At 72.1% G+C, this 11,487-nt stretch carries 14 protein-coding genes; 4 read left to right on the top strand and 10 right to left on the bottom strand.

The window, feature by feature from the left end:
• Positions 1-2 precede the first annotated feature (2 nt).
• The gene (locus PV963_RS06805) at positions 3-818 is read right to left on the bottom strand and encodes an ABC transporter ATP-binding protein (RefSeq protein ID WP_274814696.1); all 816 of its coding nucleotides are present in this window, start codon (positions 816-818) and stop codon (positions 3-5) included.
• A gap of 135 nt (positions 819-953) precedes the next feature.
• On the opposite strand from PV963_RS06805, the gene PV963_RS06800 reads away from it, so the two are divergent.
• On the top strand, positions 954-1,193 hold the full coding sequence (locus PV963_RS06800; RefSeq protein ID WP_020270799.1) for a hypothetical protein: 240 nt from the start codon (positions 954-956) through the stop codon (positions 1,191-1,193).
• A gap of 4 nt (positions 1,194-1,197) precedes the next feature.
• Complete coding sequence (locus PV963_RS06795; RefSeq protein WP_274814693.1) at positions 1,198-1,572, top strand: fic family toxin-antitoxin system, toxin component; 375 nt, start codon at positions 1,198-1,200, stop codon at positions 1,570-1,572.
• A 9-nt stretch (positions 1,573-1,581) separates the two neighbouring features.
• Here the strand turns inward: PV963_RS06795 and PV963_RS06790 are convergent, their stop codons facing one another.
• The 6 genes from PV963_RS06790 to bioB form a co-directional block, all read right to left on the bottom strand.
• Positions 1,582-2,265 carry a class I SAM-dependent methyltransferase gene (locus PV963_RS06790; protein ID WP_274814692.1) on the bottom strand — a complete coding sequence of 228 codons (684 nt, stop codon included), beginning with the start codon at positions 2,263-2,265 and terminating at the stop codon, positions 1,582-1,584.
• A gap of 69 nt (positions 2,266-2,334) precedes the next feature.
• Positions 2,335-3,270: an endonuclease/exonuclease/phosphatase family protein gene (locus PV963_RS06785; RefSeq protein WP_274814691.1), complete on the bottom strand. Its 936-nt coding sequence runs from the start codon at positions 3,268-3,270 to the stop codon at positions 2,335-2,337.
• A 1-nt stretch (position 3,271) separates the two neighbouring features.
• Entirely contained in the window at positions 3,272-4,195 is a 924-nt protein-coding gene (gene bla / locus PV963_RS06780; RefSeq protein WP_274814689.1) for a class A beta-lactamase, read from the bottom strand.
• Between the two features lie 60 nt (positions 4,196-4,255).
• Positions 4,256-4,981 carry a dethiobiotin synthase gene (bioD, locus tag PV963_RS06775; protein WP_274814688.1) on the bottom strand — a complete coding sequence of 242 codons (726 nt, stop codon included), beginning with the start codon at positions 4,979-4,981 and terminating at the stop codon, positions 4,256-4,258.
• 1 nt (position 4,982) lies between these two features.
• A complete protein-coding gene (locus PV963_RS06770; protein WP_274814686.1) occupies positions 4,983-6,263 on the bottom strand; it encodes an adenosylmethionine--8-amino-7-oxononanoate transaminase in 1,281 nt (426 codons plus the stop codon).
• On the bottom strand, positions 6,256-7,413 hold the full coding sequence (gene bioB, locus PV963_RS06765) for a biotin synthase BioB (RefSeq protein ID WP_274814685.1): 1,158 nt from the start codon (positions 7,411-7,413) through the stop codon (positions 6,256-6,258). The genes PV963_RS06770 and bioB overlap by 8 nt, the downstream gene beginning before the upstream one ends.
• Positions 7,414-7,563: 150 nt before the next feature.
• On the opposite strand from bioB, the gene PV963_RS06760 reads away from it, so the two are divergent.
• Positions 7,564-8,691, top strand: a complete 1,128-nt coding sequence (locus PV963_RS06760) for an 8-amino-7-oxononanoate synthase (RefSeq protein WP_274814684.1) — start codon at positions 7,564-7,566, stop codon at positions 8,689-8,691.
• Positions 8,692-8,754: 63 nt separating this feature from the next.
• Here PV963_RS06760 and PV963_RS06755 read toward each other — a convergent pair whose 3' ends face one another.
• The gene (locus tag PV963_RS06755; protein ID WP_274814683.1) at positions 8,755-8,985 is read right to left on the bottom strand and encodes a DUF397 domain-containing protein; all 231 of its coding nucleotides are present in this window, start codon (positions 8,983-8,985) and stop codon (positions 8,755-8,757) included.
• 9 nt (positions 8,986-8,994) lie between these two features.
• Positions 8,995-9,855: a helix-turn-helix domain-containing protein gene (locus PV963_RS06750; RefSeq protein WP_274814682.1), complete on the bottom strand. Its 861-nt coding sequence runs from the start codon at positions 9,853-9,855 to the stop codon at positions 8,995-8,997.
• Positions 9,856-10,068: 213 nt separating this feature from the next.
• Between PV963_RS06750 and PV963_RS06745 the strand changes: the two genes are divergently transcribed.
• Positions 10,069-10,527, top strand: a complete 459-nt coding sequence (locus tag PV963_RS06745) for an ATP-binding protein (RefSeq protein WP_274814681.1) — start codon at positions 10,069-10,071, stop codon at positions 10,525-10,527.
• Positions 10,528-10,529: 2 nt separating this feature from the next.
• Here PV963_RS06745 and PV963_RS06740 read toward each other — a convergent pair whose 3' ends face one another.
• Entirely contained in the window at positions 10,530-11,456 is a 927-nt protein-coding gene (locus PV963_RS06740) for a LysR family transcriptional regulator (protein WP_274814680.1), read from the bottom strand.
• Between the last annotated feature and the right edge of the window lie 31 nt (positions 11,457-11,487).

The following is an 11,487-nucleotide window of genomic DNA, read 5'->3' as shown; positions in this document are numbered from 1 at the left end:
GATCAGTTCTCCTCGGACGACGCCGGGGCGTCGTCGAAACGGGTCCGGATCACGTCGAAGCGCTTCATGCGCTCCAGCACGGACTGAGCCGTCGGCCGCCGCATCTCGTCGACGATCCGTCCGTCCCCGAGGAAGAGCACCAGGTCGGAGTGGGCCGCGGCGCCCGGGTCGTGGGTGACCATGACGACGGTCTGCCCGAGATGGTCCACCGCCTCGCGCAGGAAACCGAGCACCTCCAGCCCGGCGCGCGAGTCGAGGTTGCCGGTCGGCTCGTCCGCGAAGATCAGCTCGGGCCGGGAAGCCAGCGCCCGCGCACAGGCCACCCGCTGCTGCTGGCCGCCGGAGAGCTGGGAGGGCCGGTGCCCGAGCCGGTCCCGCAGACCCAGGGTGTCGATCACCTGGTCCAGCCACTTCTCGTCGGGCTTCTTGCCCGCGATGTCCATGGGCAGGGTGATGTTCTCCAGCGCGTTCAGGGTCGGGATGAGGTTGAACGACTGGAACATGAACCCGATCCGGTCGCGGCGCAGCCGCGTCAGCTCGCGCTCCCTCAGACCCGTGATCTCCGTGTCGCCGAGCCACACCTGCCCGGCCGAGACGGTGTCGAGCCCCGCCAGGCAGTGCATCAGCGTGGACTTCCCGGAGCCCGACGGCCCCATCACCGCGGTGTACCGGCCGCGGACGATGTCCACGTCCACCGAGTCGAGCGCGAGCACGGTCGTCTCGCCCGAGCCGTACGCCTTGGTCAGACCGCGGGCCCGGGCCGCGATCCCGTCGGCCGACGCGAGGCCGGGGACGTGCTCCGCAGCAGGTGTGGACAAGGCCGCCTCCTCGTGCTGGACACCGGATTCCGTCGCCTTGCCCGAGGGTAATGTGACGCGGCCCACACTCGGTATCCTCCTCGGGTCGGAGTCCCGCCCTTGCCGGTGCTAGCACCTCCGCGCTAGCTTCTAGGTATGGCGAAGACCCAGCTGAACGTGCGAGTCGACGAAGGCACCGCCCGAGCCGCCCGCGAACGCGCCCTGGCCCGCGGCATGAGCGTCAACCGCTACATCGAGGAGCTGGTCAGACAGGACACCGGCGAGGTGGGCCACACGTTCGTGGAGGCCGCCGCCGACTTCATGAAGCAGTACGAGTCCGTCTTCGCCGAGGAGTTCGGCGCAGACCGTGAGGGCACGCGCGAAGGTCGCCACTGAACCCTTGAACAACCTCGAGATCGACCTCGCCTGGCTGCTGATGCTCGCCGAGCAGAAGACCCCGGGAGACCCCCAGGTCACCGACTGGGGAGCCCTCGTCGCCGCCGTCGCACGCCACCAGGCCGCCATATTCGACGTCCCCGTCTACGACAGCCCGCACGCCCGCGCCGCCGCGCTGCTCCAGCTCCTGATCCACGTCCCCGCGCTGGAACGCTCCAACGCCCTGTTCGCCTCCGCCGTCGCCTACGCGTACCTCGTCGCCAGCGGCGCCAAGGTCGTCACCTCACCCGAGCAGGTCCGCGACCTCGCCCGGCTGGTCAAGAGCGGGGATGCGTCCGTGCGGGACATCGAGCAGGAGCTGCGCCAGTGGAGCCTGTGACCGCGCGGGCTACGAGCTGACCGGGCGCCACGCCGTGCCCAGCACGCAGTACGAGATGGGCAGCGCCGGCCCCTGCTCCGGCATCAGCATCTGCCGGTAGGGACCGAGCTCGAAACCGGCGTCCCGCAGCGCCCGCACCGGCTCCCGCGCCAGATGGCAGCCCCCGCTCACCATCGGCCACACCGTCCGGTCCAGCGCGCGCTGGCTGAAGGTCATGACCCGGCCGCCGCCCCGGCCGTGCTCGAAGAACCGCACCTCACCGCCCGGCCGCAGCACCCGCCGTAGTTCCCCGAGCGCCCGGGGCACGTCCCGCACACTGCACAGGACCAGGGACACCACGGCCGCGTCGTAGCCCTCGCTCTTGACCGGCAGCGCCTCGGCCGCGCCCGGCACCACGTCGACGGGCACGTCCGCGCGCAGGGCGGCCTCCACGGCCAGCTGCCGCAGCCGCCGCTCGGGCTCGATGGCCACGACCTCGGAGACGGTGCCCGGGTAGTGCGCGAAGTTCAGCCCGTTGCCCGCGCCGATCTCGATCACCCGCCCCGACAGCCCGCCGAGCAGCCTCTCGCGGACTCTGCCCACGCCCGCCCGGGTCTCGGCGGCGACACTGATCCGGGCGTAGTAACGGGCGAACAGGGGATGGTGCACGGCATCTCGTGACGCCTTGCCGGAACGGGCGGACCGGAGCGGCATGGAGACCTCCCTGACGAGGCGGGCCTTACCGCGATTGTCCCCCGGACGAGCCCGGCGCACCCCTGCCGGCTACCGCAGGAGTACGCGGCCCAGCACCGGCCGATGGTCACTCCCCGTGGCGTCCAGTGCCGACACCTCCGTCACCTCGACGCCCCGCCCCAGCACCTGGTCGATCCGCGCCACCGGCAGGGCGGCCGGCCAGCTGAACGCGAACCCCGAGGCCGGAGCGTCGAGCCGGGAGGTGAGCGGACCGAGCCCGCGGTCCTGCACCGTGCCGTTGAGGTCGCCCACGACCAGGAGCCGGCCGGCCGGGTCGTCCGCGATCCGGGCCCCGAGCAGTGCCGCACTCTCGTCGCGGTCCGCCGAGGCGAACCCCGTCGGACCCAGCCGGACGGACGGCAGGTGGACCACGTACACCGCGATCTCCCCACCCGGCGCGGACACCGTGGCCCGCAGAGCGCGCCGCCAGCTCTCCGGGAAACCCTCGGGCCGGATGTCCACCGGCCGTACGTCCGACAGGGGCCAGGCCGACCAGAGCCCGACCGTGCCGTGGACCGCCCGGTGCGGGTGGGAGGCGCCCAGCACGTCCTGATAGGCGGGCCGCGCCGCGGGCGTCAGTTCCTCTACGGCCACCAGCCCTGCCCGCGTGGCGAGCAGGGCGCGTGCCGTGCCGACGGGATCGGCGTTGTCGTCGGCCACGTTGTGCTGGACGACGGTCACGTCGTACGGCTCCGGGGGCGGGACGAACCACATCCCGCCGAACATCCAGAGCCAGACGGCCACGGGCGCCAGGCAGGCGAGCAGCCCTGCCCGTGACCGCTTGAGCACGGCGATGCAGCCGAGGAGAGGCACCGCCACGCCCAGCCACGGCAGGAACGTCTCCAGCAGGCTCCCGAGTCGCCCGGCCCCGTTGGGCACGGCGGAGTGCAGGGCCAGCAGGCCGGCGACACCAATGGCGCCGCCGACCAGCCAGGCGTTCCACGACGGCCTGCCGTCGGCGACCACGCTAGGCGAGTTCCGCCGCCAGCAGGGCGGCCGTCCGGGCCACCAGCGCGTTGTCGGCCAGGGCGTCCCGCTCGGGCTGGGTCGTCAGAACGGACAGCACGATCGGCGAACCGTCGGGCGGCCAGGTGATGCCCACGTCGTGGGCGCCGCCGTACTCCGGCTGGCCGGTCTTGTCGGCGAGCAGCCATTCCGCGGGAAGTCCCTTGCGGAACTTCTCGGTACTGGTGGTGTTGCGCAGCAGCCAGTCCGTGAGCCGTGCCCGGTCCCGGGGCTCCAGCACGTCGCCGAGCACGAGACGGGCGTAGGACAGGCCGATCGCGCGGGGAGACGTCGTGTCGGTCACGCGCCACGGTTCCGCGCTGTTGAGCTCCGGCTCCCACCGGTCGAGTCGGGTGACACCGTCACCGATCGAGCGGGCGAAGCGCGTGATGGCGGTCGGTCCGCCCAGCTCCTTCAGCAGCAGATTGCCCGCGGCGTTGTCGCTGAAGCGGATGGTGGCGTCGCACAGTTCGCCGACGGTCATGCCGGTCGCGAGGTTCTCCTGGGTGACGGGGGAGTACCCCGACTTCGTCACGTAGGCCTGGGTGTACCGGATGCGCCGGGCCAGGAACTCGCCATCGCGGTCGAAGTCGCGCAGGACGGCCGCGGCGGCGAGCGTCTTGAACACAGAGGCCATCGGGAAGCGTTCGTCGGCCCGGTACGCCACCGTCCGGCCCGTGCGCAGATTACGGGCGTACACGCCCAGCCGGGCGGTGTGCTCCCGCTCCAGTTGCCTCAGCCGTGCGGTGACGCCGCCCGTACCGGATAAGGCGTGGGCCGTGCCGCCGCCCAGCGAGAGAGCGGCGGCGGCGCCCAGCGCGAGGGCCGCTCGCCGGGACGGGCGTGGGTGTGTGGTGTGCACGGTGTTCCCTTCGGAGGTGATCACGTACGTAGTCCAACACGCGATCACATCCACGCCGGTTTCACCGCGCGCCCGCCGAAACTCTCAGAACGCCGGGGGCGCCTCCCGCACCTGGAACGCCTCCGCGTCCCACGTGCCGTCCAGGCGCGGCGCCAGCCAGCGCGGCGCGGACGCCCGGAAGCCGGCGGGGGAGAGAGCCCCCGACCCGGCGGGAACCGCGCCCAGCAGCGGTGCTCCGGCCACGTCCGGCAGGTCCGCGAGATTGCAGCGCGAGGCGAGGTCCGGCGCGGCGGGCCAGCTCCCGATCACGATCCCCGCCAGATCCAGCTGCCGGGAGCGCAGTTCACGCGCCGTCAGCTCCGTCGTGTTCAGGGTGCCGAGCCCCGCCGACGCCACGACCAGCACCGGCGCCGACAGCAGCCGGGCCGCGTCCGCCAGGGTGCCGCCGGCCGGGTCGAACCGTACGAGCAGTCCGCCCGCGCCCTCGACCAGCACGAGGTCGTGCTCGGTGGCGAGCTTGGCGGCGGCCTCCGCGACCTCGTGCGGGTGCACGGGCGCGCGACCGGCCCGGCGGGCGGCCGTGGCCGGCGCCAACGGTTCGGGATAGCGGGCGAGTTCCGCCGTCGTCACGGCACCCGCGAGACGCGCGACCTCGGCGGCGTCTCCCGGCTCGTCGGGCCGTACGCCCGTCTGCGCCGCCTTCAGCACGGCCACCGAACGGCCGGCCGCAAGCGCCGTCGCCGCCACCGCCGCGGTCACGACCGTCTTGCCGACCTCCGTGCCCGTGCCCGTGATCACCAGTACCGGCATGTCATCCCTCCCGCGCCGCCGCGCACACCGCCCGCGCGATCCGCGCCACGTCCGCGTCGCCCGTCACGTACGGCGGCATCGTGTAGATCAGATCGCGGAACGGCCGCAGCCACACACCCTCGCGTACGGCCGCCTCCGTGGCCGCCTTCATGTCCACGGCGTGATCCAGCTGCACGACCCCGACGGCGCCGAGCACCCGCACGTCCTCGACGCCGTCAAGCTCCGCGGCCGCCGCGAGCCCGTCCCGCAGCCCCGCCTCGATCCGCTTGACCTCCGTGAGCCAGTCCTGGCCGAGCAGCAGCTCGATCGAGGCGCAGGCCACCGCCGCCGCCAGCGGATTGCCCATGAAGGTCGGGCCGTGCGCCAGCACCGGCACCGCGCCGCGCGAGATGCCGTCGGCCACCCGCGAGGTGCACAGCGTCGCCGCCATGGTCAGATAACCGCCGGTCAGGGCCTTGCCCACGCACATCACATCCGGCGTCACAGCCGCGTGCCCCGCCGCGAACAGCGTGCCCGTACGGCCGAAGCCGGTCGCGATCTCGTCGAACACGAGCAGCACGTCGTGCGCGTCGCACGCCTCGCGCAGCACCCGCAGATAGGCGGGGGAGTGGAACCGCATCCCGCCCGCGCCCTGCACCACCGGCTCCACGATCACCGCGGCCAGCTCGTCGGCGTGCCGCTCGATCGACGCGCGCAACTGCTCGGCGTACGACTCCTCGTACGCGACCGGAGGCGGATCGACGAACACCTGACGCGGCAGCACACCGGTCCACAGCTCGTGCATCCCGCCCTCGGGATCGCACACCGACATCGGCTGCCAGGTGTCGCCGTGGTAGCCGCCGCGCCAGGTCAGCAGCCGCTGCTTGCGGGGGCGGCCCAACGAGCGCCAGTACTGGAGGCACATCTTGACCGCGACCTCGACCGACACGGACCCGGAGTCGGCGAGGAACACATGCTCCAGACCCTCGGGCGACATGTCGACAAGGAGCTTCGCCAGCCGCACGGCGGGCTCGTGGGTGAGCCCGCCGAACATCACGTGGCTCATCCGCTCCAGTTGCCCGCGCGCCGCCTCGTTCAGCACCGGGTGGTTGTAGCCGTGGATCGCCGACCACCAGGACGCCATGCCGTCGACCAGCTCTCCCGAGCCGTCGGCGAGCCGCAGCCGCACCCCGCTCGCCGACTCCACGACGAGCGGTTCCTGCCGACCGGGCATCGGGCCGTACGGATGCCACACATGCCGCCGGTCGAGCTCCAGCAGTTCGGGCACCGTCAGCTCAGGCATTGGGCGCGAGGTCCGTTCCGGCGCCCCGGCGGCGGACGGCGACCAGGTCGGTACGGGGCTCGTCGACTCGCGGAGCAGATGCCGAACCGCAGACTCCGCCGCTCTCGTCCGAGCCGCACCCGCCGCCGTCATGGCAGCCGCCGACCGCGCGGTGCTCCGGCAGCGTCACCTGGTCGGTGCCCTCCACCTCGAAGCCGGCGTCCGCGATCATCTCCAGGTCGGCCTTGCCCGCCTGGCCCTCGGTGGTGAGGTAGTCGCCGAGGAAGATCGAGTTGGCCAGGTGCAGGGCGAGCGGCTGCATCGTGCGCAGATGGACCTCCCGGCCGCCCGCGATGCGCACCTCGACGTCCGGGCACACGAAGCGCACCATGGCCAGGATCCTCAGGCAGCGCTGCGGGGTGAGGTTCCACTCCTTGGCGAGCGGGGTGCCCTCGACCGGGATCAGGAAGTTGACCGGAACCGAGTCCGGGTCCAGCTCGCGCAGCGAGTAGACGACGTCGACCAGGTCCTCGTCCGACTCGCCCATGCCGGCGATCAGCCCGGAGCAGGCGGACAGCCCTGCCGCGTGGGCCTTCTCGACGGTGTCCACGCGGTCGGCGTACGTGTGCGTGGTGGTGATCTCCCCGTACGTCGCCTCGGACGTGTTGAGGTTGTGGTTGTAGGCGTCGGCGCCGGCCTCCCGCAGCCGCTCGGCCTGGCCGTCGGAGAGCAGCCCGAGGCAGGCGCACACCTCGACGCCCTCGTTCTTCTCCTTGATCGTCCTGATCGTCTCGGAGACCCGGTCCACGTCCCGGTCGGTCGGACCGCGCCCGCTGGCCACCAGGCACACCCGCTTGGCGCCCCCGGCCACCCCGGCCGCCGCCGCCTCGGAGGCCTGGTCCGGCTTGAGCCACGTGTACTTCAGGATCCCGGCCTGGGAGCCGAGCCGCTGCGAACAGTACGAGCAGTCCTCGGGACACAGGCCCGACTTCAGGTTGACGAGATAGTTGAGTTTCACCCGCCGGCCGAACCAGTGCCGGCGCACCTTCCCGGCCGCGGCCACCACATCGAGCAGGTCGTCGTCGGACGTCGCGAGGACGGCCAGTGCCTCTTCGCGGGTCGGCAGCTCGCGCCGAAGCCCCTTGTCCACCAGCGTGTTCAGCAGGTCCATGGGAGCCGATCCTGTCCTACGGAGGCGCCCCGGGCCAAGGAGACTTCGGACAACAGAGTCGCTTCGAGGTGTGGGTATTGCCACACACTGACCTGCTGGAGCTCCCGCTAGTGTCTGTCCACTGCCTACAAATTCCCCGGAGGACCACCCATGGCGTTCGGCTGGATCGACGAGCAGGCGGAGCAGCGCCGCCGCGCCGGACTCGTACGGACTCTGCGCCCCCGTCCGGCCGATTCACCGCTCCTCGACCTGGCGAGCAACGACTACCTGGGACTGGCCCACCACCCCGAGGTCACCGAGGGCGCGGCCCGTGCCGCGCGGGTCTGGGGCGGCGGCTCGACCGGCTCCCGGCTCGTCACCGGCAGCACCGAACTGCACGCCGAACTGGAACAGGAACTGGCCGATTTCTGTGGTGCCGAGGCGGCCCTGGTCTTCTCCTCCGGCTACGCGGCCAACCTCGCGGCGGTCACCGCGCTGGCCCCGCACGGCTCCCTCATCGTCTCCGACGCGGGCAACCACGCCTCGCTCATCGACGGCTGCCGGCTGGCCCGCGGCACGACCCAGGTCGTGGCGCACGCCGAGCCGGACGCCGTGCGCAAGGCGCTGCACACGCACGAAGGCACGGCGATCACCGTGTCCGACACGGTCTTCTCGGTCGACGGCGACGCGGCCCCGCTCGCCGCGCTCGCCGAGGCGTGCCGGGAGCACGGCGCCGGACTGGTGGTCGACGACGCCCACGGCCTGGGAGTCCTCGGCGACGGCGGCCGCGGCGCCCCGCACGCGGCGGGGCTCGCGGGCGCCGACGACGTGGTCGTGACGGTCACGCTGTCCAAGTCGCTCGGCAGCCAGGGCGGAGCCGTCCTCGGCCCCGCCCGGGTGATCGACCACCTGGTCAACGCGGCCCGGACGTTCATCTTCGACACGGGTCTCGCCCCCGCGGCGGCGGGGGCGGCCCTGTCGGCACTGCGGCTGCTGCGCCGCGAGCCGGAGCGCGCGGCACGGGCCCGTGCGGTGGCGGGCGAGTTGTACGCACGCCTGACCGCCGCGGGTCTGGAAGCGGTACGTCCGGACGCCGCGGTGGTCTCGGTGCGGGCGCCCTCCCCCGAGGGCGCCGTGCGCTGGGCGGCCGAGTGCCGCGCGGCGGGCCTGGCCGTGGGCTGCTTCCGTCCTCCTTCCGTGCCCGACGGCATCTCACGGCTCAGGCTGACCGCCCGCGCGGACCTGACCGGCGAACAGATCGAACGCGCTGTACGACTGATCGGCGAGACGCGGCCATGAGTCGGCGTGACACGGCCGTGCGTCGCTCGACGACGGACTGATCAGGAGTGGTCGGGTATCGGCTCAGATGCGGTCGACCGCGGCCGTGAACTCCGCCCAGCTCTTCGGGGAGAAGAACAGCGCGGGCCCGGCCGGGGCCTTGGAGTCGCGCACGGCGAGCAGTCCGGCCCAGGGCGGGGTGTCCGGACACGCGGTCTCGACGCAGTTGTTCGCGCCGGTGCTGTAGCTGCTGCGCAACCACCGCACACCGTGCAGTTCGATGCTTGAGGGGACGTGACGAGGCAGTGCACGCATGGTGCCTCCTTACGCGCCGGCGGCTGTCCCGGCGATGAAATCCAACGAGTCCTCGGGCGAAAGGGCGTGGATCTGAAGGGCGTTGAAGGCCTCCGTGTAGGCCTGGAGGTCTTCTTTCCGTTCGAGGTAGAGGCTACTCGTCAAGTGGTCGAGAACAACCACATCCAGATCAGAAGTGCTCGAAAATGAGAAGATAACGAAAGGGCCAGTGACGCCGATATGCGCCCCGGCGGCGAACGGCAGTACCTGAAGCCGCACTTGGGGCAGCCGCGCCGCCTCCACCAGCCGTTCCAGCTGCCGGGCCATGACCCCGGGCCCGCCCACCTCCCGTCGCAGCACCGCCTCGTCCAGGACGGCGCTCAGCTCCAGCGGCGGATCCGCGCGCAGCACGTCCTGCCGGGCCAGACGCACCTCGACCAGCGTGTCGAGCCGGTCCTCCGACAGGCCCTCAACCGCGGCCTTCGTCACCGCACGGGCGTACTCGGGCGTCTGGAGCAGCCCCGGGACGACGGTGGTCTCCAGCGTGCGCATCGCGCCGGCCTGGGACTCCAGGCTGATGAAGTCCCGGTAGGTCGGCGGCAGCACCCCGCGGTAGGCGTGCCACCAGTGGTGCCGCCCGCCGCTGTCCTCGGAACCCGCCAACACCATGAGCAACTCGCGCAGTTGTGTGTCCGCCACGGCGTACGCGTCGAGAAGTAACCGCACATCGGCCGGCTTCACCCCGCTCGTGCCCGTCTCGATTCGGCTGACCTTCGACTGGTGCCAGCCCACCAGACGGGCCGCCTCACCGCTGGTGAGCCCCGCCGAGGTGCGCAGCGCGCGAAGTTCGGCGCCCAGTTTCCGGCGGCGCACCGCGGGACCGTGCTGCATGGGCTACTCCTTACTCCTTCCGAGCCACCCAAATACGGTCTCGCGTCGTAGAGTTCACCGCTTTGAGCGACAGATATATGCATATCTTGGTGGATCGCCGCCCTTCAGGGGTGTTCTGGTGGCACTCTGGCGACGAAGCACCAGTCCGGGACCGTACTCGAACCTTCCGCTCCGTGTCGGACTGCGGTCCCGTGGGAAAGGGACGACGTCGCCATGGCAGACCATTTGGAAGCATCCGTCACTCTGCCGAGCGATCCCGCCTCGGTCTCCGCGGCGCGCGCCTACGTGGTGGGCACGCTGGCGGAGTGGGGCCTGCCGACGGACACGGAAGTGTCCGAGTCCATCCGGCTGATCATCTCCGAACTCGCCACCAACGCCGTCCAGCACACCTTCGGGCAGTCGCCCACGTTCACGGTGGATGTCGAACTCGACCGCGACGAACACTTGCGCATCGGCGTCACGGACAGCCATCCACGACTTCCCAGACGCCTGCCCGCCGCCGTCCAGCAGGACAACGGCCGCGGCCTCGTCATCATCCGCTGGCTGACGGCGGAGTACGGCGGCAGGCTCAGGATCCGCCCCACCCGCGAGGGCGGCAAGACCATCTCGATCGAACTCCCGTGGACCGTCCCGGCCCGGCCCGTGACGGCGGCGGGGCAGCAGGAGCCGTGATCTCAACGCGTCTGTGACGTGTGCCGCGCGCGGCCGAACACCCCGCGCAGCAGGGCCCGGAAGGCCTCCACGGCGGGCGCCGCCTCCTCGCCCCGGTAGGCGACCGAGATCGTACGGCGCAGCTCACCCGCCCCGAGCGGACGCACCCCGACCGGCGTGACCGATGTCCGCGCCACCATCTCCGGTACGACACCCACCCCGAGCCCCGCGCTGACCAGCGCGCACACCAGCGCGTACCCGGGCGTCGACACCAGTACCGACGGGCTGGCCCCGGCCCGGGCGAGCGCCGCTTCCACCCCCTGCCGGGACGGATGCTCCGGCGCCATGCTGATCAGCGGCTGACCCGCCAGTTCCGACAGCGGAAGCCTGGACGCGCCGTCGGCCAGGGCATGACCCGGGGCGGTCACCAGAACCAGTTCCTCGACCAGGACCGGATCCACGCGCACGGAGGCTGGGAGCGCAAGGGCGTCGCCGGGCTGGTACGTGTGCGTCAGGGCCAGGTCGATCTCACCGGCGGCCACGGCCGTGACACCGGCCGGCGGTTCGTAGTCGGCGACGGACAGCTCCACATCCGGGTGGGCCCGGCGGAACGCGCTGAGCACCGGCGGCAGCAGATGGATGCCCGCCGTCTGGAACGTCCCGAGCCGCAGGACGCCACCGGACAGACCCGCCAGCCGGGCCAGTTCGTGGCGGGCCAGCTCCAGCTCGTCCAGCACGCGCCGGGCCCGTGCCACCAGCAACTCGCCCGCGCCCGTCAGCCGCGCCCCGCGGTGATGCCGGACCAGCAGCGCCGAGCCCGCCTCCCGCTCCAGCTTGGCCAGTTGCTGGGAGAGCGCGGGCGGGGTGTAACCGAGGCGCTCGGCGGCCCGGGTGATGGATCCGGCCTCCGCGACGGCGACCAGCGCCGCGAGCCGGGTCGGGTCGTACATGCCGCTGACCTCCACAGACCAAAGCGATGCT

The sequence above is a fragment of the Streptomyces coeruleorubidus genome (assembly GCF_028885415.1).
Lineage (GTDB): Bacteria > Actinomycetota > Actinomycetes > Streptomycetales > Streptomycetaceae > Streptomyces > Streptomyces coeruleorubidus_A.
This window is presented reverse-complemented; position numbering and strand designations above follow the sequence as displayed.